At 64.2% G+C, this 25353-nt stretch carries 25 protein-coding genes and 1 tRNA gene; 25 read left to right on the top strand and 1 reads right to left on the bottom strand.

Translation table 11 applies throughout. The features are described from left to right. Nucleotides 1–13 precede the first annotated feature (13 nt). The 25 genes from ACSFBF_RS27740 to ACSFBF_RS27620 all read left to right on the top strand — a co-directional run bounded on the left by ACSFBF_RS27740 (nt 14) and on the right by ACSFBF_RS27620 (nt 23531). Nucleotides 14–1186, top strand: coding sequence for a pyridoxal phosphate-dependent aminotransferase (locus ACSFBF_RS27740; protein WP_435472581.1), 1173 nt, complete (start codon nt 14–16; stop codon nt 1184–1186). 78 nt (nt 1187–1264) lie between these two features. Beyond that, nucleotides 1265–2200: a DMT family transporter gene (locus ACSFBF_RS27735; RefSeq protein WP_435472579.1), complete on the top strand. Its 936-nt coding sequence runs from the start codon at nt 1265–1267 to the stop codon at nt 2198–2200. A gap of 88 nt (nt 2201–2288) precedes the next feature. After that, the gene (rpsO, locus tag ACSFBF_RS27730) at nt 2289–2555 is read left to right on the top strand and encodes a 30S ribosomal protein S15 (protein ID WP_007837783.1); all 267 of its coding nucleotides are present in this window, start codon (nt 2289–2291) and stop codon (nt 2553–2555) included. A 206-nt stretch (nt 2556–2761) separates the two neighbouring features. Further along, on the top strand, nt 2762–5065 hold the full coding sequence (gene pnp / locus ACSFBF_RS27725) for a polyribonucleotide nucleotidyltransferase (RefSeq protein WP_435472577.1): 2304 nt from the start codon (nt 2762–2764) through the stop codon (nt 5063–5065). Between the two features lie 90 nt (nt 5066–5155). After that, on the top strand, nt 5156–6154 hold the full coding sequence (locus ACSFBF_RS27720) for an NAD(P)H-quinone oxidoreductase (protein ID WP_435472575.1): 999 nt from the start codon (nt 5156–5158) through the stop codon (nt 6152–6154). 20 nt (nt 6155–6174) lie between these two features. Next, nucleotides 6175–6939, top strand: a complete 765-nt coding sequence (tpiA, locus tag ACSFBF_RS27715; RefSeq protein WP_435472573.1) for a triose-phosphate isomerase — start codon at nt 6175–6177, stop codon at nt 6937–6939. Between the two features lie 36 nt (nt 6940–6975). Then, the gene (secG, locus tag ACSFBF_RS27710; RefSeq protein ID WP_258350171.1) at nt 6976–7377 is read left to right on the top strand and encodes a preprotein translocase subunit SecG; all 402 of its coding nucleotides are present in this window, start codon (nt 6976–6978) and stop codon (nt 7375–7377) included. Nucleotides 7378–7496: 119 nt separating this feature from the next. Then, nucleotides 7497–7581: transfer RNA gene (locus ACSFBF_RS27705), tRNA-Leu, on the top strand. A gap of 67 nt (nt 7582–7648) precedes the next feature. Continuing rightward, nucleotides 7649–8008, top strand: a complete 360-nt coding sequence (locus tag ACSFBF_RS27700; RefSeq protein ID WP_012748607.1) for an NADH-quinone oxidoreductase subunit A — start codon at nt 7649–7651, stop codon at nt 8006–8008. A gap of 12 nt (nt 8009–8020) precedes the next feature. Beyond that, a complete protein-coding gene (locus ACSFBF_RS27695; protein ID WP_007837763.1) occupies nt 8021–8500 on the top strand; it encodes a NuoB/complex I 20 kDa subunit family protein in 480 nt (159 codons plus the stop codon). A 13-nt stretch (nt 8501–8513) separates the two neighbouring features. Then, on the top strand, nt 8514–9125 hold the full coding sequence (locus tag ACSFBF_RS27690) for an NADH-quinone oxidoreductase subunit C (protein WP_435472569.1): 612 nt from the start codon (nt 8514–8516) through the stop codon (nt 9123–9125). Nucleotide 9126: 1 nt separating this feature from the next. Beyond that, on the top strand, nt 9127–10380 hold the full coding sequence (locus ACSFBF_RS27685) for an NADH-quinone oxidoreductase subunit D (protein WP_435472567.1): 1254 nt from the start codon (nt 9127–9129) through the stop codon (nt 10378–10380). Between the two features lie 10 nt (nt 10381–10390). Then, a complete protein-coding gene (locus tag ACSFBF_RS27680; protein ID WP_435472565.1) occupies nt 10391–10939 on the top strand; it encodes an NADH-quinone oxidoreductase subunit NuoE family protein in 549 nt (182 codons plus the stop codon). Then, a complete protein-coding gene (nuoF, locus tag ACSFBF_RS27675) occupies nt 10939–12279 on the top strand; it encodes an NADH-quinone oxidoreductase subunit NuoF (RefSeq protein ID WP_093057847.1) in 1341 nt (446 codons plus the stop codon). Before ACSFBF_RS27680 ends, nuoF begins: the two co-directional genes overlap by 1 nt. 20 nt (nt 12280–12299) lie before the next feature. Further along, nucleotides 12300–14462 carry an NADH-quinone oxidoreductase subunit NuoG gene (gene nuoG, locus ACSFBF_RS27670; RefSeq protein ID WP_435472563.1) on the top strand — a complete coding sequence of 721 codons (2163 nt, stop codon included), beginning with the start codon at nt 12300–12302 and terminating at the stop codon, nt 14460–14462. Next, the gene (gene nuoH / locus ACSFBF_RS27665) at nt 14459–15535 is read left to right on the top strand and encodes an NADH-quinone oxidoreductase subunit NuoH (protein WP_435472561.1); all 1077 of its coding nucleotides are present in this window, start codon (nt 14459–14461) and stop codon (nt 15533–15535) included. The genes nuoG and nuoH overlap by 4 nt, the downstream gene beginning before the upstream one ends. A 17-nt stretch (nt 15536–15552) precedes the next feature. Beyond that, complete coding sequence (gene nuoI / locus ACSFBF_RS27660) at nt 15553–16074, top strand: NADH-quinone oxidoreductase subunit NuoI (protein ID WP_042579825.1); 522 nt, start codon at nt 15553–15555, stop codon at nt 16072–16074. 38 nt (nt 16075–16112) lie between these two features. After that, nucleotides 16113–16763, top strand: coding sequence for an NADH-quinone oxidoreductase subunit J (locus tag ACSFBF_RS27655; RefSeq protein WP_435472559.1), 651 nt, complete (start codon nt 16113–16115; stop codon nt 16761–16763). After that, complete coding sequence (nuoK, locus tag ACSFBF_RS27650) at nt 16760–17068, top strand: NADH-quinone oxidoreductase subunit NuoK (protein WP_019653383.1); 309 nt, start codon at nt 16760–16762, stop codon at nt 17066–17068. The genes ACSFBF_RS27655 and nuoK overlap by 4 nt, the downstream gene beginning before the upstream one ends. Before the next feature lie 7 nt (nt 17069–17075). Then, nucleotides 17076–19109, top strand: coding sequence for an NADH-quinone oxidoreductase subunit L (gene nuoL, locus ACSFBF_RS27645; RefSeq protein WP_435472557.1), 2034 nt, complete (start codon nt 17076–17078; stop codon nt 19107–19109). A gap of 24 nt (nt 19110–19133) precedes the next feature. Next, nucleotides 19134–20612 carry an NADH-quinone oxidoreductase subunit M gene (locus ACSFBF_RS27640; protein ID WP_435472555.1) on the top strand — a complete coding sequence of 493 codons (1479 nt, stop codon included), beginning with the start codon at nt 19134–19136 and terminating at the stop codon, nt 20610–20612. Nucleotides 20613–20636: 24 nt separating this feature from the next. Next, nucleotides 20637–22124, top strand: a complete 1488-nt coding sequence (gene nuoN / locus ACSFBF_RS27635; protein ID WP_435472553.1) for an NADH-quinone oxidoreductase subunit NuoN — start codon at nt 20637–20639, stop codon at nt 22122–22124. A 13-nt stretch (nt 22125–22137) separates the two neighbouring features. Then, on the top strand, nt 22138–22443 hold the full coding sequence (locus ACSFBF_RS27630) for a DUF2818 family protein (RefSeq protein ID WP_435472551.1): 306 nt from the start codon (nt 22138–22140) through the stop codon (nt 22441–22443). A 10-nt stretch (nt 22444–22453) separates the two neighbouring features. Continuing rightward, a complete protein-coding gene (locus tag ACSFBF_RS27625; protein ID WP_435472549.1) occupies nt 22454–23065 on the top strand; it encodes an NUDIX domain-containing protein in 612 nt (203 codons plus the stop codon). Between the two features lie 7 nt (nt 23066–23072). Then, nucleotides 23073–23531: a DUF1178 family protein gene (locus ACSFBF_RS27620; protein ID WP_435472547.1), complete on the top strand. Its 459-nt coding sequence runs from the start codon at nt 23073–23075 to the stop codon at nt 23529–23531. 22 nt (nt 23532–23553) lie between these two features. On the opposite strand, the gene ACSFBF_RS27615 is transcribed toward ACSFBF_RS27620, so the two are convergent. Then, nucleotides 23554–25338, bottom strand: coding sequence for an ABC transporter transmembrane domain-containing protein (locus ACSFBF_RS27615; protein WP_435472545.1), 1785 nt, complete (start codon nt 25336–25338; stop codon nt 23554–23556). Nucleotides 25339–25353: the final 15 nt, after the last annotated feature.

Raw genomic sequence — 25353 nt, 5'->3', positions numbered from 1 at the left:
AGGACAGCCAGACATGCGTGAAGCCATCCACAACCTCGAAGCATCGAAGATCCGCGAAGTCGCCAATGCCGGCATGGGCCGCGACGACGTGCTGGCCTTCTGGTTCGGCGAAAGCGACGAAGTCACACCCGAGGTGATCCGCCAGTCGGCCATTGAGTCGCTGCAGCGGGGCGAAACCTTCTACGCCCACAACCTCGGCCTGCCCGAGCTGCGCGAAGCCATCGCGCGCTACACCAGCTCGCTGCATCCGGCGGTCGATGCATCGCGCATCGCCGTTACGTCGGGCGGCGTGAGCGCGCTGATGCTCGCGGTGCAGGCGCTGGTCGACGCAGGCGACGAAGTGGTCGCCGTGACGCCGGTGTGGCCCAACTTGACGGCGCAGCCCGCGATCATGGGCGCGCACGTGCGCACGCTGTCGCTGGTGCCGGTGAATGGGCAATGGACGCTCGACCTGCCCGCGCTGCGCGCCGCAGTCACTGCGAAGACGAAGCTGCTGATCGTCAATGCGCCGAACAACCCCACGGGCTGGACCATGACGCGCGACGAGCAGCAGGCCGTGCTCGACCATTGCCGCCAGACCGGCACGTGGATCCTGGCCGACGAGGTGTACGAGCGGCTGTACTACGAGCCGACGCCCAATGGCTGTGCGCCGAGCTTCCTCGACATCTCGAAGCCCGACGACCGCTTGGTCGTCACGCACAGTTTTTCGAAGAGCTTCCTGATGACGGGCTGGCGCCTTGGCTGGCTGGTGCTGCCGCCGTCGATGGTGGACGGTATCGGTAAGCTGATCGAGTTCAACACCTCGTGCGCCAGCGTGTTCACGCAGCGCGCCGCCATCACCGCCATCGAGCACACGAGCGAGATCACGCCGCGCGTGGTGGCGCATCTGAAGCAATGCCGCGACACGCTGGTGCCGCTGCTGGCGGCGCTGCCGGGCGTGCAGGTGGCATCGGCCAAGGGCGGCATGTACGCCTTCTTCCGGCTCGAAGGCTTCGGCGATTCGCTCGAAGTGGCCAAGCGGCTGGTGGCCGAGGCGGGCTTGGGGCTTGCGCCGGGCAACGCCTTCGCGCCCGAGGCGCAGGGCTGGCTGCGCTGGTGCTTTGCGTCGAAAGACCCGCAGCGGCTGGTGAAGGGCGTGGAGCGGCTGCGCAACTGGCTGGCGGAGCAGCAACCCGGCAAGGGCTGAGCCGGCCGCAATTTCGTTCAATACGCGGCGTGCCGGGGCCGCGAAGCTCGGGCTTTTCTCGAAAGCGAAAGGTCTGGCATGTCGCAACGGTTGAAGGGGATGGCGCTGTGCGCGCTGGCGATGGTCACGGTCGGCAGCACGGTGGTGGCCAGCAAGGTCATCGCGGGTGGGCTGCCGCCGTTCACCGCGACCGCGCTGCGGTTCGCGATGGCGCTGCCAGTGTTCCTGGTGCTGCTGCGGCTGACCCGCACGCCGTGGCCGCGGCCCGGCCGGCGCGATCTGGCGCTGCTGGTGTGCCAGGCGGGGCTGGGGAGCGTGGGCTACACCGTGCTGCTGATCCTCGGGGTGCGCTGGGCGCCGGCCGCCAGTGCAGGCGTGGTGGCGGGCACCTTGCCGGCGGTGGCGGCGCTGGTGGCTGTGATTGCGCTGCGCGAGCGGCCGGGGCGGTATCTGGTGGGCAGCATCGCGCTGGCGACGGCGGGGGTGTTGGCGATCAGCTGGCCTGGGGCGGACCAGGTTTCGACGGGGGACTCAAAATCCCCTGCGGCGCTGATCGGCAACCTGCTGGTTTTGGGCGCGGTGGTTTGCGAGGCGATGTTCATCCTGCTCAACAAGCGCCTGCGGGTGCCGGTGCGTCCGCTGGCGCTGTCGACGCTGATGACGGCCTTCGGGCTGCTGCTGTCGCTGGTGCCAGCGCTGTTCGAGCGGGCCTGGGAGCGCCCCTTGCCGGCGGATGCGCTGGCCGGCGTTGCGTACTACGCGCTCGTGCCGACGGTGTTGGGCTTCGTGCTGTGGTTCGCCGGATCTTCCCGGCTGCGCGGGGCCGAAGCGGCGCTTTTCACCGCCGTTCTGCCGGTCTCGGCGCTGGCGCTGGCCGCGCTCTGGCTGGGCGAAAGCATCAGCCTGGCGCAGATTGGCGGGGCGGCCTGCGTGCTAGGCGCTGTGGGGCTGGCTTCGCTCGATGGAAGGCCCTCAAAGGGGCCTGAAAGCCCGATCAGGACGGTCGGGCTATAATTCCAAGGCTTTGCATGCCGCAAGGCGCACGGTGGGTGCAGTTCCAGCGCACACCGCAAGTCAAACATCCCGGAACAAGGAAATCAACATGATCGCAGCCTCCATCAAGGCAGAAGTTGTCAAGGACAACGCCCGCGCCGCCAACGACACCGGCAGCCCCGAAGTGCAAGTCGCACTGCTGACCGCCCGCATCAACGAGCTCACCCCCCACTTCAAGACGCACGCCAAGGACCACCACGGCCGTCGCGGCCTGCTGCGCATGGTGAGCCGTCGCCGCAAGCTCCTCGACTACCTCAAGTCCAAGGACGCTGACCGTTACACCGCGCTGATCGCCAAGCTGGGTCTGCGCAAGTAAATCGAATCGCATGAAAAAACGCCTGGGTTAGTCCGCTAGCTCAGGCGTTTTTTACTTCGCGATCCACTTTCGGAGTGCCCAAACAGAGCGAAGCTGTGTCATTCCAATGAAGTTCGCCCCGAGCTTCGCTGGAATGGCATCGTGTTCTGAGAAGCCTCCGTCTCTTGCAGACTCTGTGTAGTCTGCTATCAAAACAGGAGCAAAACATGAGCCTCTTCAACAAAGTCACCAAGTCGTTCCAATGGGGCGACAAGACCGTCGTCATGGAAACGGGTGAAGTCGCCCGTCAGGCCAATGGCGCCGTGCTGGTCGACATCGACGGCACCGTGATCCTGGCGACCGTGGTCGCCTCCAAGTCGGCCAAGCCGGGTCAAGATTTCTTCCCGCTGACCGTCGACTACATCGAGAAGACCTACGCCGCGGGCAAGATCCCCGGCAGCTTCTTCAAGCGCGAAGCCAAGCCCAGCGAGCACGAAACGCTGACCAGCCGCCTGATCGACCGCCCGATCCGCCCGCTGTTCCCCGAAGGCTTCCTGAACGAAGTGCACGTGGTCATCCACACCGTGTCGCTCAACCCCGAAGTCGATGCTGACATCGCCGCCATGATCGGCGTGAGCGCTGCGCTCGCCATCTCCGGCATCCCGTTCAGCGGCCCGATCGGCGCCGCCCGCGTGGGCTACATCAACGGCCAGTACGTGCTGAATCCGGGCCAGACGGCTCGCAAGGATTCGCAGATGGACCTCGTGGTAGCCGGCACGCAAGCCGCCGTGCTGATGGTCGAATCTGAAGCCCAACAGCTCAGCGAAGAAATCATGCTGGGTGGCGTGGTGTTCGGCCACGAACAAGCCAACATCGCGATCAACGCGATCCATGACCTTGTGCGCGACGCCGGCAAGCCGGTGTGGGATTGGCAAGCACCCGCCGAAGACGAAGCCTTCGTTGCCAAGGTCAAGGGCTTGGCCGAAGAAAAGCTGCGCGCTGTCTATCAAATTCGCAGCAAGCAAGCCCGCACGCAAGCCTTGCGCGAAGCCAATGCCAGCGTGATGGCATCGCTGAAGGAAAGCGGCGAGCCTTTCGACGCCGGCAAGGTCAACGACCTGCTGTTCTCGATCGAATCGAAGATCGTTCGCAGCCAGATCCTGTCGGGCGAACCCCGCATCGACGGCCGCGACACGCGCACCGTGCGTCCCATCGAGATTCGCAACTCGGTGCTGCCCCGCACCCACGGTTCGGCCCTGTTCACGCGCGGTGAAACCCAGGCTCTGGTCATCACCACGCTCGGCACCGAACGCGACGCACAGCGCATCGACGCGCTGGCCGGCGAGTATGAAGACCGCTTCCTGTTCCACTACAACATGCCTCCCTTCGCCACCGGCGAAGTGGGCCGCATGGGCTCGACCAAGCGCCGCGAAATCGGCCACGGCCGCCTGGCCAAGCGTGCGCTCGTCGCCGTGCTGCCGACCAAGGAAGAATTCCCGTACACGGTTCGCGTCGTGTCTGAAATCACCGAGTCGAACGGCTCGTCGTCGATGGCTTCGGTCTGCGGCGGCTGCCTCTCGATGATGGACGCCGGCGTGCCGATGAAGGCGCACGTGGCCGGCATCGCCATGGGCCTGATCAAGGAAGACAACCGCTTCGCCGTGCTGACCGACATCCTGGGCGACGAAGATCACCTGGGCGACATGGACTTCAAGGTTGCGGGTACCACCAACGGCATTACCGCGCTGCAGATGGACATCAAGATCCAGGGCATCACCAAGGAAATCATGCAGGTCGCGCTGGCACAGGCCAAGGAAGCGCGCATGCACATCCTGGGCAAGATGCAGGAAGCCATGGGCGAGGCCAAGGCCGAAGTCTCCAGCTTCGCACCGCGCCTGACCACGCTGAAGATCAACCCCGAGAAGATCCGCGACGTGATCGGCAAGGGCGGCTCGGTCATCCGTGGCCTGCAGGAAGAAACCGGCACGACGATCAACATCGACGAAGACGGCACCATCACCATCGCTTCGACCGATCCGGAAAAGGCCGAGCTGGCCAAGAAGCGCATCGAGCAGATCACGGCCGAAGTCGAAATCGGCAAGGTCTACGAAGGCCCGGTCACCAAGATCCTGGACTTCGGCGCGCTCATCAACTTGCTGCCCGGCAAGGACGGCCTGCTGCACATCAGCCAGATCGCGCACGAACGCGTCGAGAAGGTGACCGACTATCTGAGCGAAGGCCAGATCGTGAAGGTCAAGGTTCTCGAGACCGACGAAAAGGGCCGCGTCAAGCTGTCCATGAAGGCCCTGACCGAGCGTCCGGCCGGCATGGAATACAGCGAGCGCCCGCCGCGCGAAGACCGCGGCGACCGTGGTGAGCGCCGTGACCGTGGCGATCGCGGCGACCGCGGTGGTGACCGTGGCGAGCGCGCACCGCGCTTCAACAACGAGCAACAGCAGCCGCGCAACGAGCAGCCGCAGGCTCCGGCCGGCGAGCAGCAGCAACAAGCCCCGCGCGAGCCTCAGGAGTAAGAAGGGCGCAACGGCGGTCTTCCGGCCGCCGTTGCTATCTTTTGAACATCAAGCTTCGCTCCATCTGTGGGCGTTGGAGGCCGAAAGACCATGAAAGCCATTGAAATCACTTCGTACGGCGCCCCTGAGGTGCTGCGCGTTGCGCAGCGTCCCGACCCGGTAGCGGGTGCGGGCGAGCTGCTGATCCGTGTGGCGGCAAGTGGCGTCAATCGCCCGGACGTGCTGCAGCGCAAGGGGCACTATCCGGTGCCGCCGGGCGCTTCTGATCTGCCGGGCCTCGAAGTGGCTGGCGAGATCGTCTCGGGCGATGCCGAGGCGCTGGCCGAGGCGGGCTTCAAGATTGGTGACCGTGTCTGTGCGCTGATCGCCGGTGGCGGCTATGCCGAACTGTGCGTGGCGCCCGTGGCGCAATGCCTGCCGGTGCCCAAGGGCTGGAGCGATATCGATGCAGCCTCGCTGCCCGAGACCTTCTTCACTGTCTGGAGCAATGTGTTTGACCGCGGCCGCCTGCAAAAGGGCGAGACGCTGCTGATCCAGGGCGGTTCGAGCGGCATCGGCGTCACGGCGATCCAGATCGCCAAGGCGCTCGGCGCCACCGTGATCGTCACGGCCGGCAGCGACGACAAGTGCGAAGCCTGCGTGAAGCTCGGCGCCGACCATGCCATCAACTACCGCACGAGCGACTTCGTCGAAGAGGCGAAGAAGCTCACCGGTGGCAAGGGCGTGGACGTGGTGCTCGACATGGTCGCCGGCGATTACGTGGCGCGCGAGATCGAGTGCCTGGCCGAAGATGGCCGGCTGGTGATCATCGCGGTGCAGGGTGGTGTGAAGAGCGAGATCAATGCGGGCCTCGTGCTGCGCAGGCGGCTCACGATCACCGGCTCGACGCTGCGTCCGCGGCCGGTGGCGTTCAAGGGCGCCATTGCCAAGGCCTTGCGCGAGAAGGTGTGGCCGCTGCTGGAAAGCGGCGCGATCAAGCCCGTGATCCACAGCATCTTTGCGGCAGCGGGTGATCCAAGTGGCGCAGCCCAGGCTCATGCGCTGATGGAATCGAACCAGCACATCGGCAAGATCGTGCTGACATGGTGAGTGACGAGAAGACGAACGCGATGACAACCAAGAAGAAACTGATCGCCGGCAACTGGAAGATGAATGGCAGCCTGGCTGCCAACGAGGCGCTGGTGAAGGCCTTGCAGCAAGGCCTGGCCGCAAGCCCGGCGGCTTGCGACGTGGCGCTGTGTGCGCCTGCGCCGTACTTCGCGCAACTGCAGTCGTTGCTGGCGAGTTCGTCGGCACTGGCGTTGGGCGCGCAGGACATTTCGGCGCATCCGCAAGGCGCATTCACCGGCGAGCAATCGGCGGCGATGCTGAAGGACTTCGGTGTGCGCTATGCCATCGTCGGTCACTCCGAGCGTCGGCAATACCACGGCGAGACCGACGAAGTGGTTGCGGCCAAGACGGCGGCGGCGCTGGCCAATGGCATCACGCCGATCGTCTGCGTCGGCGAAACGCTGGCACAGCGCGAAGCAGGGCAGACCGAAGAAGTCGTCAAGCGTCAGCTGGCTGCGGTCATCCATGTGAATGGCCATTGCATCAGCGAGATCGTCGTGGCGTACGAGCCCGTCTGGGCCATCGGCACGGGCAAGACGGCCACGCCGGAGCAGGCGCAAGCGGTGCATGCGGTGCTGCGCGCGCAGTTGCATCACGCAGCGAGCGAGCATGCAGCCGGCATCCAGATTCTTTATGGCGGCAGCATGAATGCGGCCAACGCCGCAGAACTGCTGGCGCAGGCCGACATCGATGGCGGCCTCATCGGTGGCGCTTCGCTCAAGGCGCCCGATTTTCTGCAGATCATTTCCGCCGCTGCGCGCTGAACGCGCAACGGCTGTATCACTTAGGAGTAAGAACGAATGAACCTGGTCCTCAATCTACTGGTCGGCGTGCAGATGCTGACGGCCCTCGCAATGATCGGCCTGATCCTGATCCAGCACGGCAAGGGCGCCGACATGGGCGCGGCCTTCGGCAGCGGCAGTGCCGGCAGCCTGTTCGGTGCCAGCGGCAGCGCCAATTTCCTCTCGCGCACCACGGCTGTGCTTGCTGCGGTGTTCTTCGCATGTACGCTGCTGCTGGCCTATTTCAGCCATGCGCGTCCTGCAGGTGGCGGCAGTCTTCTGGAGCGCGCTGCAGTGGGTGCACCGGCCACGCCGGCTTCTGGTGCAGCGAGCGAAATTCCTGGTGCAGCGGCTCCCACTGCGCCTGCTTCGGCTCCTGCTGCCCCGGTTTCGGGCGCGGGTCAGATTCCGAGCAAGTAATCAACTCGTTTTCATGAGTTGCCTGTGAGAAATGGCTTCATTTCAGGGTAAACTCTAAATCTGTTCGGAAAGCCAAATGCCTCTTGCAGGTACCTCATGCCATCCGAACAGCAAAAACCGCGGTCGTGGTGAAATTGGTAGACACGCTATCTTGAGGGGGTAGTGGCGAAAGCTGTGCGAGTTCGAGTCTCGCCGACCGCACCAAATCTCATCGGCAGAAAGCCTCATCCAGGGGCTCCTCTTGCCGGTGGCAAGCGGTGAAAAACTCTCGATGAATCTCGACTCCTACCTCCCCGTCCTTTTGTTCATTCTGGTCGGAGTCGGCGTAGGCGTCGCCCCTCAGGTCATCGGATACATTCTCGGCCCCAACAGGCCCGACGCCGCAAAGAACGCTCCCTACGAGTGTGGCTTTGAAGCCTTCGAGGACGCGCGCATGAAGTTCGACGTGCGCTACTACCTCGTTGCGATTCTCTTCATCCTGTTCGATCTCGAAATTGCCTTTCTCTTTCCGTGGGCCATTGCGCTCAAGGAGATCGGTGCTGTCGGCTTCTGGGCCATGATGATCTTTCTCGCCATCCTCGTCGTGGGCTTCGCCTACGAGTGGAAAAAAGGCGCGCTCGACTGGGAATGACAAGGAATCACGATGGCCATTGAAGGCGTTCTCAAAGAAGGTTTCGTCACCACCACCTACGACTCGGTGGTGAATTGGGCGAAGACCGGATCTCTCTGGCCGATGACCTTCGGCCTCGCATGCTGTGCGGTGGAAATGATGCACGCGGGCGCCGCCCGCTACGACATCGATCGCTTCGGCATGCTGTTTCGTCCCAGCCCGCGTCAGTCCGATCTGATGATCGTGGCCGGTACGCTGTGCAACAAGATGGCCCCGGCCTTGCGCAAGGTCTACGACCAGATGCCCGAGCCGCGCTGGGTGTTGTCGATGGGTTCGTGTGCGAATGGCGGTGGCTACTACCACTACAGCTATTCGGTCGTGCGCGGCTGCGACCGCATCGTGCCGGTCGATGTCTACGTTCCGGGTTGCCCGCCCACCGCCGAGGCTTTGCTCTACGGCGTGATCCAGTTGCAGCAGAAGATTCGCCGCACCAACACCATTGCCCGCGCCTGAGGGATTGCCGACGATGACTGATTTTGCAATTTCGCCGGAGGTGCTGCGCGCCACCATCGCCGAGACGCTCGGCGCCAAGGCCAAGAGCGTGACGCTCGCCCTGGAAGAGGTGACCGTGGTGGTCGGCGCTGCCGACTACATCGAAACCGCCTTGCTGCTGCGCGATGCGCCCGGCTGCCGCTTCGAACAACTGATCGACCTCTGCGGCATGGACTACTCCGACTACCGCGAAGGCGAGTGGCAGGGCGAACGCTACTGCGTCGTTACCCACCTGCTGTCGGTGAGCCTCAACCAGCGCGTGCGCCTGAAGGTGTTCGCGCCGAATGAAGACCTGCCTGTGGTCGATTCGCTGCAGCCCGTCTGGAATGCTGCTACCTGGTTCGAGCGCGAAGCCTTCGACCTCTACGGCATTGTGTTCGACGGTCACGACGACCTGCGCCGCATCCTGACCGACTACGGCTTCATCGGCCATCCGTTTCGCAAGGACTTCCCGGTGTCGGGTTACGTCGAAATGCGTTACGACGAAGAACAGAAGCGCGTGGTCTACCAGCCGGTTTCCATCGAGCCGCGCGAAATTACCCCGCGCGTGATCCGCGAAGACAACTACGGCGGCGGTTTGCACTGATATGGCCGAAATCAAGAACTACACACTCAACTTCGGTCCCCAGCACCCTGCGGCGCACGGCGTGCTGCGCCTGGTGCTCGAGCTGGACGGCGAAGTGATCCAGCGCGCGGACCCTCACATCGGCCTGCTGCACCGCGCGACCGAGAAGCTCGCCGAATCACGTACCTTCATCCAGTCGCTGCCGTACATGGACCGTCTCGACTACGTGTCGATGATGAGCAACGAGCACGCGTACTGCCTCGCCATCGAGCGGATGATGGGCCTCGAAGTGCCGATCCGCGCGCAGTACATCCGCGTGATGTTCGCCGAGATCACTCGCCTGCTGAACCACCTGCTGTGGCTCGGCGCGCACGGTCTGGACTGCGGTGCGATGAACATGCTCATCTACTGCTTCCGCGAGCGCGAAGACCTGTTCGATCTGTACGAAGCCGTGTCCGGCGCGCGCATGCACGCGGCGTACTTTCGTCCGGGTGGCGTGTACCGCGACCTGCCGGATGCAATGCCGCAGTACAAGGTCAGCAAGATCAAGAACGCGAAGGCCATCGAGAAGCTCAACGAGAACCGCCAAGGCTCGATGCTCGACTTCGTCGACGACTTCTGCAAGCGCTTCCCGAAGATGGTCGACGAGTACGAGACGCTGCTCACCGACAACCGCATCTGGAAGCAGCGCACCGTGGGCATCGGCGTGGTCACGCCGGAGCGCGCGCTGAACCTGGGCTTCACCGGCCCCATGCTGCGTGGCTCGGGCATCGAATGGGACCTGCGCAAGAAGCAGCCCTACGACGTCTACGACCAGATGCAGTTCGACGTGCCCGTCGGCAAGACCGGCGACTGCTACGACCGCTACCTGGTTCGCGTCGAAGAAATGCGCCAGGCCAACAAGATCATCCAGCAGTGCTCGGCATGGCTGCGCGTGAATCCCGGCCCGGTCATCACCGACAACCACAAGGTCGCTGCGCCTGCGCGCGAATCGATGAAGGCGAACATGGAGGAGCTGATCCACCATTTCAAGCTCTTCACCGAAGGCTTCCACGTGCCCGAAGGCGAGGCGTATGCCGCCGTCGAGCATCCGAAGGGCGAGTTCGGCATCTATCTCGTGAGCGACGGCGCCAACAAGCCGTACCGCCTGAAGATCCGCGCCCCTGGTTTCCCGCACCTCGCCGCCCTCGACGAAATGTCGCGCGGTCACATGATCGCCGACGCTGTCGCGGTGATCGGCACGATGGACATCGTGTTCGGCGAGATCGACAGGTGAGAAAGAGCGAATGACGACTTCCTCGACCCACCATGACGCGGCGCCCTCGGCGCCTTCCGCCCCTCTGGAGACTGCGATCCTCGAGCGCTTTGCGCGCGAGGTCGCCAAGTACCCCGAAGCAGGCAAGCAATCCGCCGTGATGGCCTGCCTCGCCATCGTCCAGCAGGACGAAGGCCACGTCAGCCTGCAGCGCGAGCGCGAGATTGCCGAGTACCTCGGCATGGCGCCCATCGCCGTGCATGAAGTGACGACCTTCTACAACATGTACAACCAGCACCCGGTGGGCAAGTTCAAGCTCAACGTGTGCACCAACCTGCCTTGCCAGCTGCGCGACGGCGTCACAGCCCTCGTGCACCTCGAGAAGAAGCTCGGCATCAAGATGGGCGAGACCACGGCCGACGGCCTGTTCACGCTGCAGCAGAGCGAATGCCTGGGCGCCTGCGCCGATTCGCCCGTGATGCTGGTCAACGACCGCACCATGTGCAGCTTCATGAGCAACGAGAAGCTCGACCAGCTCATCGAAGGCCTGCGCGGTTCCACCAAAGGGGAGGCTGCCTGATGTCACCCGAACAAGTGCTCCAGCAGTTCCAGGCGACGGGCGTCCAGACCTGTTTCCATGACCGCCACATCGAGCCGCAGATCTATGCGGGCCTCGACGGCACCAACTGGCGTCTGGCCGACTACGAGGCGCGCGGCGGCTACCAGGCGCTGCGCAAGATCCTCACCGAGGGCCTCACGCCCGACCAGGTGATCGCCGAAGTCAAGGCTTCGGGCCTGCGCGGCCGTGGCGGCGCAGGTTTCCCGACCGGCCTGAAGTGGAGCTTCATGCCCCGCCAGTTCCCGGGCCAGAAATACCTCGTCTGCAATTCGGACGAAGGCGAGCCGGGCACGTGCAAGGACCGCGACATCCTGCAGTTCAACCCGCACATCGTGATCGAAGGCATGGCCATCGCCGCGTATGCGATGGGCATCAGCGTGGGCTACAACTACATCCACGGCGAGATCTTCCAGAGCTACGACCGCTTCGAGGAAGCCCTCGAAGAAGCGCGCGCAGCCGGCTACCTCGGCGACAAGATCATGGGCAGCACGTACAACTTCCAGTTGCACGCTGCCCACGGTTTCGGTGCCTACATCTGCGGTGAAGAAACCGCGCTGCTCGAATCGCTCGAAGGTAAGAAGGGCCAGCCGCGCTTCAAGCCGCCGTTCCCGGCCAGCTTCGGCCTGTACGGCAAGCCGACCACCATCAACAACACCGAGACCTTCGCGGCGGTGCCCTGGATCATCCGCAACGGCGGTCCGGCCTACCTCGAATGCGGCAAGCCGAACAACGGCGGCACCAAGATCTACTCGGTGAGCGGCGACGTCGAGCTGCCCGGCAACTACGAAGTGCCCATGGGCACGCCGTTCTCCAAGCTCCTCGAGCTGGCCGGTGGCGTGCGCAAGGGTCGCACGCTGAAGGCCGTGATCCCCGGCGGATCGTCGGCACCAGTGCTGCCGGCCGACATCATGATGGCCTGCACCATGGACTACGACTCCATCGCCAAGGCTGGCTCCATGCTCGGTTCGGGCGCGGTGATCGTCATGGACGACAGCCGCTCGATGGTCGAGTCGCTCAAGCGCCTCTCGTACTTCTACATGCACGAGTCCTGCGGCCAGTGCACGCCGTGCCGCGAAGGCACGGGCTGGCTCTACCGCGTGGTGGACCGCATCCACAACGGCCAGGGCAAGCCCAGCGACCTGCAACTGCTGGACTCCGTCGCCGGCGACATCATGGGCCGCACCATCTGTGCGCTCGGCGATGCGGCAGCAATGCCGGTGCGCGCCATGATCAAGCACTTCCGTCACGAGTTCGAAGCCCTGATCCCGGGCTACGTTCCGACGGCGCCCGTCAAGGCCTGAGCGCGAGAAGAAAACTACTCATGATCGAAATCGAACTCGACGGCAAGAAGGTCGAAGTGACCGAAGGCAGCATGGTGATGCATGCGGCCGACAAGGCGGGCACGTACATCCCGCACTTCTGCTATCACAAGAAACTCAGCATCGCGGCCAACTGCCGCATGTGCCTCGTCGACGTGGAAAAAGCGCCCAAGCCGATGCCGGCCTGCGCCACGCCCGTGACGCAGGGCATGATCGTTCGCACCAAGAGCGAAAAGGCCATCAAGGCGCAGCAGTCGGTCATGGAGTTCCTCCTGATCAACCACCCGCTGGATTGCCCGATCTGCGACCAGGGCGGCGAATGCCAGTTGCAAGACCTGGCCGTGGGCTACGGCGGTTCTTCTTCGCGCTACGAAGAAGAAAAGCGCGTCGTGTTCCACAAGGACGTGGGCCCGCTGATCAGCATGGAAGAAATGAGCCGCTGCATCCATTGCACGCGCTGCGTCCGCTTTGGCCAGGAAGTGGCCGGCGTGATGGAGCTCGGCATGTCGCACCGCGGCGAGCACTCGGAAATTGAAACCTTCCTCGGCGACTCGGTCGATTCCGAACTGTCGGGCAACATGATCGACATCTGCCCGGTCGGCGCGCTCACGAGCAAGCCCTTCCGCTACAGCGCCCGCACCTGGGAGCTGTCGCGCCGCAAGTCGGTGAGCCCGCACGATTCCACCGGCGCCAACCTGATCGTCCAGGTCAAGAACAACCGCGTGATGCGCGTGGTGCCGCTCGAGAACGAAGACGTCAACGAATGCTGGATTGCCGACCGCGACCGCTTCTCGTACGAAGCGCTCAACGGCCCGGAACGCCTGACGCAGCCCATGCTGAAGCAGGGCGGCCAATGGCAGCAGGTCGACTGGCAGACGGCGCTCGAGTACGTCGCCAACGGCCTCAAGCAGATCAAGACCGACCACGGTGCGCAAAGCATCGGCACGCTGGTCAGCCCGCACAGCACGCTCGAAGAGCTGCAACTTGCCGCCTTGCTCACGCGTGAACTCGGCAGCGACAACATCGACTACCGCCTGCGCAATGCCGAATTCACGGCGTTCGAAGGCGTGCGCTGGCTCGGCACCTCGATCGCTTCGCTCACGCAAGTGCAGCGCGCGCTGGTCGTCGGCTCGAACCTGCGCAAGGAACATCCGCTGTTCGCGCAGCGCATCCGCCAAGCTGTGCGCAAGGGCGCCGCGCTGTCGGTGATCACCTCGGCCAGCCTGATGGCTGCCCGCGATGCGTGGGCCATCGACGTGGCGCAATCGTCCATCGTCGAAGCCGACCAATGGGTCGAGGCGCTCGCCGCCGTGGCTGCCGCCATCGGCCAGACCAATGGCGCAGCCGCGCCGCTGGCGCCGAAGAACGCGCCGGACGCCACCGCGCAAGCCATCGCAGCCTCGCTGCTGAGCGGTGAGCGCAAGGCCATCCTGCTCGGCAATGCTGCCGCCCACCACGCACAAGCCAGCAGCCTGCTGGCCCTCGCGAACTGGATCGGCGCACAAACGGGCGCAACCGTCGGCTACCTGACCGAAGCCGCCAACACCGTTGGCGCGCAGATCGTTGGCGCTTTCCCGAAGAACGGCGGCCTCGATGCCGGCCGCATGCTCGCCGCCGGTTCCGGTCTGAAGGCCGTGCTGCTGCTGAACACCGAGCCGGTGTTCGACTCGGCCGCTGGCGCCGCTGCTGCCGATGTCATCGGCAATGCGCAAATGGTCGTCACGCTGAGCCCCTTCAAGGCCAACCTCGAGTTCAGCGACGTGCTGCTCCCGATTGCTCCGTTCACCGAAACCCCCGGTACCTTCGTCAATGCCGAGGGTCGCCTGCAAGGTTTCCATGCCGTCGTGAAGCCGCAAGGCGAAACGCGTCCGGCGTGGAAGGTGCTGCGCGTGCTGGCCAACCTGCTGGGCCTGCCTGGCTTCGCGTTCGAATCGACCGCCGACGTGCTGGCCACCATCGGTGACAAGGGCGCGGTGCCGGCGAATGCGTTGAGCAACGCCACCTCCGCCAACGCCGTCGCTTCCAGCGGTGCGACTGCCGCACCCGTGGTCGCGAGCATCTACCAGCTCGACTCGATCGTGCGCCGCGCACCGTCGCTGCAACTGACCGCCGATGCGCGCAACGCATCGACCGCACCGGCCCGTGCCGAGGAGGCATTGGCATGATCGACGCATTGCATGCTTTCGGCCAGGGTCTGGTTGCCGCAGGCTGGTGGACGGCAGTGGTGTGGCCCGTGATCTGGACGCTGATCAAGATCATCGTGGTCGTGATCCCGCTGATGGGGGCCGTGGCCTACCTCACGCTGTGGGAACGCAAGGCCATCGGCTTCACGCAGATCCGCATCGGCCCCAACCGCATCGGACCGCTGGGCCTGCTCCAGCCGATCGCCGACGCGCTCAAGCTGATGACCAAGGAAATCATTCTTCCGACGGTCGCCAACAAGGGCTTGTTCCTGCTCGGCCCGATCATGACCATCATGCCGGCGCTCGCCGCATGGGCCGTGATTCCGTTCGGCCCCGACGTGGCGCTGGCCAACATCAACGCCGGCCTGCTGTTCGTGATGGCCATCACCTCGCTCGAGGTGTACGGCGTGATCATCGCCGGCTGGGCTTCTAACTCGAAGTACGCCTTTCTGGGCGCGCTGCGCGCCTCGGCGCAGATGGTGAGCTACGAAATTGCGATGGGCTTCTGCTTCGTCGTGGTGCTGATGGTCACGGGCAGCCTGAACATGAGCGAGATCGTGAACGTTCAGGGCAAGGGCATGTTCGCCAACATGGGCGTCGGCTTCCTGTCGTGGAACTGGCTGCCGCTGCTGCCGATCTTCGTCGTCTACTTCATCTCGGGCCTGGCCGAAACCAACCGCCACCCGTTCGACGTGGTGGAAGGCGAGTCCGAAATCGTCGCCGGCCACATGATCGAGTACTCGGGCATGAGCTTCGCGATGTTCTTCCTGGCCGAGTACGCCAACATGTGGCTCGTCTCGATCCTGACCGTGGTGCTGTTCCTCGGTGGATGGCTGCCGCCGTTCGAGTTCCTGAGCTTCATTCCGGGCTGGATCTGGCTGGGCCTCAAGACCTTCTGCGTGGTCACCATGTTCCTGTGGGTGCGCTCGACGTTCCCGCGCTTCCGCTATGACCAGATCATGCGTCTGGGCTGGAAGATCTTCATTCCCGTCACCCTCGTGTGGCTGGTCGTGGTCGGTGGCTGGATGCAGACGCCGTTCAACATCTGGAAATAACAGGAAGCGCCAACATCATGTCTGCTGCGCACACCGCAACACCGTCCGCGCCGTTCTCGCTCAAGGACTTCCTGGGCAGCTTCATGCTGTTCGAGCTGTTCAAGGGCCTGGCCATTACCGGCAAGTACGCCTTTGCCCGCAAGATCACGGTGCAGTTCCCCGAAGAGAAGACGCCGCTGTCGCCGCGTTTCCGCGGCCTGCACGCGCTGCGCCGCTATGAAAACGGCGAAGAGCGCTGCATTGCCTGCAAGCTCTGCGAGGCCGTTTGCCCGGCGCTGGCGATCACCATCGAATCGGATGTGCGCGACGACGGCTCGCGCCGCACCACGCGCTACGACATCGACCTGACCAAGTGCATCTTCTGCGGCTTCTGCGAAGAGAGCTGCCCGGTCGACTCGATCGTCGAGACGCACATCTTCGAATACCACGGCGAAAAGCGCGGCGACCTGTACTTCACCAAGGACATGCTGCTGGCCGTGGGCGACCGCTACGAAAAAGAAATCGCAGCGAACAAGGCGGCTGACGCCAAGTACCGCTGATTCCGACCAGCCCGAACCCCGTACCAATTCGAATTCCAATGGACGTCAAGACCGGTCTGTTCTATCTGTTTGCCGTGGTGCTGCTGTTTGCAGCGTTCCGCGTCATCACCGCCCGCAACCCCGTGTACGCCGCGCTGTACCTGGTTCTGGCCTTCTTCCAGGCATCGGCCATCTGGCTGCTGCTGCGCGCCGAGTTCCTCGCGATCTCGCTCGTACTGGTGTATGTCGGCGCCGTGATGGTGCTCTTCCTGTTCGTGGTGATGATGCTGGACATCAACGTCGACGGCTTGCGGGAGGGCTTCTGGAAGCACTTTCCGCTGGCGGCAGGCGTGGGTGCGCTGATTGCGCTCGAAATGGCGGCCGTGCTCATGGGCGGTTTCCGCCTCGGCGAGCCGCGCGCTGCTGCTGGCGCGATGGGGGCCAACACTTCCAATACGCTCGAACTCGGCAAGCTGCTTTACTCCGAATACCTCTATCCGCTGGAAATCGCCGCGGTCATCCTGCTCGTGGCCATCGTGGCCGCCATCGCGTTGACGCTGCGCACCCGCAAGGACAGCAAGTACGTCAACCCGGCCGACCAGGTACGCGTGAAGGCGCGCGATCGCGTGCGCATCGTGCAGATGCCGGTAACGCGTGCTGCCGAGCCTGTGGTTGAAGCTGCGGACGCTGCAAAGGAAAACAAGGCATGACGCTCACGCTCGGACACTTTCTTTCGCTCGGCGCGATGCTCTTCGCGCTGTCCGTGATCGGCATCTTCCTGAACCGCAAGAACCTGATCGTTCTGCTGATGGCCATCGAGCTGATGCTGCTCGCGGTCAACATGAACTTCGTGGCGTTCTCGCACTTCCTGGGCGACATGCACGGCCAGATCTTCGTGTTCTTCATCCTGACGGTGGCTGCGGCCGAGTCGGCCATCGGGCTGGCGCTGCTGGTTCTGCTGTTCCGCAACAAGTCGAACATCAACGTCGACGAACTCAACTCGCTCAAGGGTTGAAAGCAACATGAGCGCAACCCTTTCCGCATCCACCTTGCTGGCCGTGCCGCTGGCACCCCTGGTCGGCGCCGCTGTCGCCGGCCTGTTCGGCACCAAGTTCGGCGGCAATCACATCGGCCGCAAGGTCACGCATTCGCTGACCATCCTCGGCGTGCTGGTCGCCTTCATCATCTCGGCAATGACGCTCAAGAGCGTGGTGGCCGACGGCGCCCGCTTCAACGAAACCATCTATGAATGGATGGTCGTGGGCGGCCTGAAGATGGAAGTCGGCTTCATGGTCGACGGCCTCACCGCCATGATGATGTGCGTCGTGACCTTCGTGTCGCTGATGGTCCACATCTACACCATCGGCTACATGGAAGAAGACGACGGCTACAACCGCTTCTTCGCCTACATCTCGCTGTTCACCTTCTCGATGCTGATGCTCGTCATGAGCAACAACATGCTCCAGCTGTTCTTCGGCTGGGAAGCGGTGGGCCTGGTGTCGTACCTGCTGATCGGCTTCTGGTTCAACAAGCCGACCGCGATCTTCGCGAACATGAAGGCCTTTCTTGTCAACCGCGTGGGCGACTTTGGCTTCATCCTCGGCATTGGCCTGATCGCCGCTTACGCCGGCACGCTGAACTACACCGAGGCGTTCGCCAAGGCGGGCACGCTGGCCAGCATCACCTTCCCGGGTACCGAGTGGATGCTGATCACCGTGATCTGCATCTGCCTGTTCATCGGCGCGATGGGCAAGAGCGCCCAGTTCCCGCTGCACGTGTGGCTGCCCGACTCGATGGAAGGCCCGACGCCCATCTCCGCGCTGATCCACGCGGCAACGATGGTGACCGCTGGCATCTTCATGGTGGCGCGCATGTCGCCGCTGTTCGAGCTGAGCGACACGGCACTGAGCTTCATCCTCGTGATCGGCGCCATCACCGCGTTGTTCATGGGCTTCCTGGGCATCATCCAGAACGACATCAAGCGCGTGGTCGCGTACTCGACGCTCTCGCAGCTCGGCTACATGACGGTGGCGCTGGGTGCCTCGGCCTACTCGGTCGCGGTGTTCCACCTGATGACGCACGCGTTCTTCAAGGCGCTGCTGTTCCTCGGCGCCGGCTCGGTGATCATCGGCATGCACCACAACCAGGACATCCGCTGGATGGGCGGCGTGCGCAAGTACATGCCGATCACCTGGATCACCTCGCTGCTGGGTTCGCTCGCGCTGATCGGCACGCCGTTCTTCGCCGGCTTCTACTCGAAGGACAGCATCATCGAAGCGGTGCACGAAAGCCACCTGTGGGGCGCGAACTTCGCGTACTACGCAGTGCTGGCCGGCGTGTTCATCACGGCGTTCTATTCGTTCCGCATGTACTTCCTGGTTTTCCACGGCAAGGAGCGCTACGACCAGAATCCCGATGCGCACCATGACGACCATGGCCACGGTCATGACGATCATGGTCACGGCCATGACCAGAAGCCGCACGAGTCGCCCTGGGTCGTCTGGCTGCCGCTGGTGCTGCTGGCCATCCCCTCGGTGGTAATCGGCTTCATGACGATCGAGCCGATGCTGTTCGGCGAGTTCTTCAAGAACGCGATCGTCGTGGACGGCACCAGGCACCACGCCATGAAGGAACTGGAAGAAGCCTTCCACGGCCCGGTGGCCATGGCCATCCATGGCCTGCAGGCTGCGCCGTTCTGGCTGGCGTTGGCTGGCGTGGTCCTGTCCTGGTACATGTACATGATCAACCCGGCGCTGCCGGCCGCGATCAAGCGCGCCTGCGGCCCGATCTACCGCCTGCTCGAGAACAAGTACTACATGGACTGGTTCAACGAGAACGTCATTGCCCGCGCCACGCGTGCGCTTGGCACCGGTCTGTGGAAGGGCGGCGACCAGGCCCTGATCGACGGCGCCGTCGTCAACGGTTCGTGGAAAGTGATCGGCCGGATTTCGGGTGTGGTGCGCTGGATGCAGTCTGGCTACATCTACCACTACGCCTTCGCGATGCTGCTCGGCATCTTCATCCTGATGACGTACTTCGTCTGGTTCAAACGCTGAGCCTAGCGCTGGAGAAAAAGAAAAATGGGTTTGTTGAGCCTTGCCATCTGGGTGCCGATCGCATTCGGCGCCGTGCTGCTGGCGTTTGGCCGTGACGAGCATGCCAAGGGCGTGCGCTGGGTCGCGCTAGTCGGTGCCATCGTGAGCTTCCTGGTCACGGTGCCGCTGTTCACGCGTTTCCAGAACGGCACTGCCGCAATGCAGTTCGTCGAAAAGACGGGCTGGATCGCGCGCTTCAACGTCAATTACCACCTCGGGATCGACGGTCTGTCGCTCTGGCTGGTGCTGCTGACGTCGTTCATCACGGTCGTCGTGGTGATCTCGGCCTGGGAGGTGATCACCGAGCGCGTGAACCAGTACATGGGCGCGTTCCTGATCCTGTCGGGCTTCATGATCGGCGTGTTCTCCGCGCTCGACGGCGTGCTGTTCTACGTGTTCTTCGAAGCCACGCTGATCCCGATGTACCTGATCATCGGCATCTGGGGCGGTCCGAACAAGATCTACGCGGCGTTCAAGTTCTTCATCTACACCTTGCTCGGCTCGCTGCTGATGCTGGTGGCGCTGATCTTCCTGTACAACAAGTCGGGCGGCAGCTTTGACATCCTGGCCTGGCACAAGCTGCCGCTGGGGTCGACCGCGCAGACCTTCCTGTTCTTCGCCTTCTTCGCGGCCTTCGCGGTGAAGGTGCCGATGTGGCCGGTGCACACCTGGCTGCCCGACGTGCACGTCGAGGCGCCCACCGGCGGTTCGGCCGTGCTGGCCGCGATCATGCTGAAGCTGGGTGCCTATGGCTTCCTGCGCTTCTCGATGCCCATCGCGCCCGACGCCTCGCACGAATGGGCCTGGCTCATGATCGCGCTGTCGCTGATCGCGGTGATCTACGTCGGCCTGGTGGCACTGGTGCAGCAGGACATGAAGAAGCTGGTGGCTTACTCGTCGGTGGCCCACATGGGCTTCGTGACGCTCGGCTTCTTCATCTTCAACGAGCTCGGCGTGTCCGGCGGCATCGTGCAGATGATTGCGCACGGCTTCGTGTCGGGCGCCATGTTCCTGGGCATCGGCGTGCTGTACGACCGCGTGCACTCGCGCCAGATCGCCGACTACGGCGGTGTGGTTAACACCATGCCCAAGTTCGCCGCGTTCGCGCTGCTGTTCGCCATGGCCAACTGCGGCCTGCCGGGCACCGCTGGTTTCGTGGGGGAGTGGATGGTGATTCTGGGCGCCGTGAAGGCCAACTTCTGGATCGGCGCAGGCGCAGCCACCGCACTGATCTTCGGTGCCGCCTACACCCTCTGGATGTACAAGCGTGTGTACCTGGGCCCGGTCGGCAACGACCACGTCAAGGAACTCAGCGACATCAACGCCCGCGAGTTCCTGATGCTGGCACTGCTGGCCATCGCCGTGCTGTGGATGGGCCTGTTCCCGAAGCCGTTCACCGATGCGATGGACGCCTCGGTTACCGAGCTCCTGCGCCACGTGGCAGTTTCGAAGCTGCCTTCCTGATGCCACGCTGAAGAAGAGAACGAGATGATTGACAAACTCAGCTGGGTCACGATCTACCCCGAAATCGTGTTGCTGGTCATGGCCTGCATCATTGCGCTGGTCGACCTGTCGGACACGAGCCCGCGCCGTACCCGCACTTATGTGCTGACGCTGCTCACGCTGGCCGTGGTCGCCGTGCTGTCGGGCCTGCAGGCCCTGGACGCCAAGACGATCTACGGCTTCGGCGGCATGGTCGTCAGCGACCCGATGGGCAACTGGCTCAAGTGCTTTGCCACCGTCGCCCTGATGGTCACGCTGGTCTACGGCCGTCCCTATGCGGCCGACCGCGAGATGCTGCGCGGCGGCGAGATGTTCACCGTCAGCATGTTCGCGCTGCTGGGCATGTTCGTGATGATCTCGGGCAGCAACTTCCTGCTGATCTACCTGGGCCTCGAACTGCTCACGCTGTCGAGCTACGCGCTGGTGGCGCTGCGCCGCGACAACGCGGTGGCCAGCGAAGCTGCCATGAAGTACTTCGTGCTCGGCGCCATGGCCAGCGGCTTCCTGCTGTACGGCCTGTCGATGATGTACGGCGCGACCGGCTCGCTCGACGTCAACGAAGTGTTCAAGACCATCGCGAGCGGCAAGGTGAACCACCAGGTGCTGGTGTTCGGCCTGGTGTTCATCGTGGCTGGCCTGGCCTTCAAGGTGGGCGCTGCGCCGTTCCACATGTGGGTGCCTGACGTCTACCAGGGCGCTCCGACGGCGATCACGCTGCTGATCGGCGCCGCGCCCGAGCTGGCTGCCTTCGCCATCATCATCCGTTTGCTGGTTGACGCGCTGCAGCCGCTGGCCATCGACTGGCAGCAGATGCTGGCCGTGCTGGCCATTGCCTCACTGCTGGTCGGCAACCTGGCCGCCATTGCGCAGAGCAACCTGAAGCGCATGCTGGCCTACTCGACGATCTCGCAGATGGGCTTCATGCTCCTCGGCCTGGTCGCCGGCTCGGATCAGCAGGGCACCTACAACGCCCAGTACGCCTACAGCGCCTCGATGTTCTACATCGTGACCTACGTGCTGACCACGCTGGCGAGCTTCGGCATCATCCTGCTGCTGGCGCGCGAAGGCTTCGAAAGCGAAGAGATCACCGACCTGGCTGGCCTGAACCAGCGCAGCCCGCTGTACGCCGGCGTGATGGCCATTGCGATGTTCTCGCTGGCCGGCTTGCCGCCGCTGGTCGGCTTCTACGCGAAGCTGGCCGTGCTGCAGGCGTTGATCGCCTCGGGCCACGCCATCTATATCGGCTTGGCCGTGTTCGCGGTGATGATGTCGCTGATCGGCGCGTTCTACTACCTGCGCGTGGTCAAGGTCATGTACTTCGACGCGCCCGTCACGGCCACTACCGTGTCCGCACCGCGCGACGTGCGCACCGTGCTCACGATCAACGGCGCGCTGATCCTGATCCTGGGCATCGTGCCCGGTGGCCTGATGACGCTCTGCTACGACGCGATCGTGGCAACCCTGGCCCACTGACGCGGCCGACCTGGTGTCGCAAACCGCGTCGGTCTGGGTCGTTCTGCTGGTGGCCCTGGTGGCCGCCAATCTGCCGTTCTTCAATGACCGCCTGTTCGGCGTCGTGCCGCTGGCGACGAAACCCAAGTCGCTCGCGGTGCGCTTCGCCGAACTGGTGGTCTTGTACTTTGTGGCCGGCGGCATCGGGTTGCTGTTCGAGCGCAGGGCAGGGCAGATCGCCCCGCAGGGTTGGGAGTTCTATGCGGTGACCGGCGCGCTGTTCATCGTGCTGGCCTTTCCAGGGTTCACCTGGCGCTATCTGATGAAGCACAGGCATTGACGAGGACGACATGATCACGCCCATCGACACCACCGATTCCCACCTGAAGGAAGAGCTCAAGAGCCGCGAAGAGCTGTTCAAGGGCAAGTTCCTGGAGGCCAGGCGCGACACCATCCGGCTGCCCGACGGCCACAGCGCCACGCGCGAGTACGTGGTGCACCCGGGCGCCGTGGTGGTGATTCCGCTGCTGGACGACGGCCGCGTGGTGCTGGAGCGGCAGTTCCGCTATCCGGTCGGCCACGTGATGATCGAATTTCCGGCGGGCAAGCTCGACGCGGGCGAAGACCCGTTCGACTGCGGTCGGCGCGAACTGATCGAGGAAACCGGCTACACCGCGCGCGAATGGGCGTATGCGGGTGCGATGCATCTGGCGGTGGCGTACTCGACTGAAATCATCCACATCTACTTTGCGCGTGGCCTCTCGCTCGGTGAGCGGAAGCTCGACCATGGCGAGTTTCTCGACGTGTTCACGGCCACGCCCAACGAGCTGGCCGGCTGGTGCCGCGACGGCAAAGTGACTGACGCCAAGACGCTGACCTGCACGCTCTGGCTGCAGAACGTCCTTTCGGGCGCATGGGCACTGGATTGGCAGGCCGCCCCGGCAGAAGGCGGCGCGGGATAATCCCCGCATGAAGGTCCTCAATCTCCGCTGCGCACACGGCCACGGCTTCGAGGGCTGGTTCGCGTCCAACGAAGCCTTCGACAGCCAGTTGGCTAGCGGGCTGGTCGAATGCCCGGTCTGTGGCGACACCGCCATCGTCAAGCTGCTGAGCGCGCCGCGCCTCAATCTGGGCAATGCCAAGGCGCCGCAGGAAGCGGCAGCGCCCGCTGCGGCTGCTGCCTCCAACGTTCCTGCTGAACTCTCGCCTGAAGCCCGCTGGATGCGCGCCGTGCGCGAGGTGCTGGCAAAGACAGAAGACGTCGGCGACCGCTTTGCCGACGAAGCCCGCAAGATGCACTACGGCGAAGCCCAGGAGCGCGGCATTCGTGGCCAGGCGACGCCGGAGCAGACTGAAGCGCTGCTCGATGAAGGCATCCCGGTGATGGCGCTGCCGATTCCGGCGGCGCTGAAAGAAACCCTGCAGTAATCGATCAGCCGGTCGCGGCCGCTCAGGCCGTGAACTGCAGCGCTGCCAGGCGCGCGTACACGCCACCCTGCGCGACCAGCGTCGCATGCGTTCCCTGCTCGACGATTCCGCCGTGGTCCAGCACCACGATGCGGTCGGCCTTCTGCACCGTTGCCAGCCGGTGCGCGATCACCAGCGTGGTCCGGTTCTCCATTGCCGATTCCAAGGCCGCCTGCACCATGCGTTCGCTTTCCGCATCGAGCGCGCTCGTGGCTTCGTCGAGCAGCAGCAGCGGCGGGTTCTTCAGGATCGCGCGCGCGATCGCGATGCGCTGGCGCTGTCCGCCCGACAGGCGCACGCCGCGCTCGCCGAGGAAGGTGTCGTAGCCCTCGGGCAGCGCCTGCAGGAAGTCGTGGGCGAAGGCGGCGCGGGCGGCGGCATGCACTTCATCGGCCGTCGCCTCGGGACGGCCGTAGCGGATGTTCTCGAATGCGGTGGTCGAGAAGATCACGGCGTCCTGCGGCACGAGGCCGATGCGGGTGCGCAGGTCGGGCAGGGCGAGCGAGGCCAGCGGCGCGCCGTCGAGCAGCAGGCGTCCCGATTGCGGGTCGTAGTAGCGCAGCAGCAACTGGAACACCGTGCTCTTGCCCGCGCCGCTCGATCCCACCAGCGCCACGGTTTCGCCCGGTGCGACTTCGAGGCTGAAGTCACGCAGTGCCGGCGTGCTTGGCCGCGACGGGTAATGGAAGGTCACAGCATCGAATTTGATCGTGCTGCCCGCCACGGGGACGGGCGTGACCGTCGGGCTCGGCGGCGAAAAGATGGCCGCGGGCGCATGCAGCAACTCCATCAGCCGCTCGGTCGCGCCGGCGGCGCGCAGCAGGTCGCCATACACCTCTCCGAGCACCGCAGTCGCGCTGGCCAGGATGGCGACGTAGACGACGGTCTGACCCAGGTGGCCGGCCGTGATGTCGCCGCGCAGCACCGCCTGCGTGCCTTGATAGAGGCCCCAGAGCAGCGCTGCCGAGGTCGCGATGATGATGAACGCCACCAGCACCGACCGCGCCTTGGTGCGGCGCACGGCGGTGCGGAAGGCGTTCTCGGTTGAGCCGTTGAAGCGCGCTGCCTCGCGGCCTTCAGCCGTGTAGCTCTGCACCACCGGGATTGCGTTCAGCACCTCGGCGGCGATGGCGCTCGAATCGGCCACGCGGTCCTGGCTGGCGCGCGACAGCTTGCGCACGCGGCGACCGAACCACATGCTCGGCAGCACCACCAGCACGAGGATGCCCAGCACCTGCACCATCACGTAAGGATTGGTCCAGATCAGCACCGCTAGGGCGCCCACGCCCATCACCGCGTTGCGCAGGCCCATGCTCAGCGACGAGCCGACGACCGTCTGCACCAGCGTGGTGTCGGCCGTCAGGCGCGACAGCACTTCGCCGGTCTGCGTGGTTTCGAAGAAGACGGGACTCTGTTTCAGCACATGGCCGTAGACCGCGTTGCGGATGTCGGCGGTCACGCGCTCGCCCAGCCAGCTCACCGTATAGAAGCGCGCCGCCGAGAAAACGCCCAGCGCCACGGCCACGGCGAAGAGGGCGCCGAAGTGCTCGCGCAGCGCCATGGTCTGGGCGCCTTTGTCCGTGCTGATCAAGCCGCCGTCAATCAGACTGCGCAATGCGATAGGAAAAACCAGCGTGGTGACCGCCGCCAGCACCAGAAAGAGGGCCGCCAGCACGATCTGCACGCGGTAGGGCCGAAGAAAAGGGCTCAGGCCCGACAGCGACCGGGGCGAGCCCTTGGCCATGGAAGACGGTGGGGTAGAAGCCATGCGCCGATTCTAACG

Origin of the sequence: Variovorax nivicola, assembly GCF_051216475.1 — a bacterium.
In the GTDB taxonomy this organism is placed as follows: Bacteria; Pseudomonadota; Gammaproteobacteria; order Burkholderiales; family Burkholderiaceae_C; genus Variovorax.
Note: the sequence above shows the minus strand (reverse complement) of the source record. Positions and strands in the feature narration are given on the sequence as shown.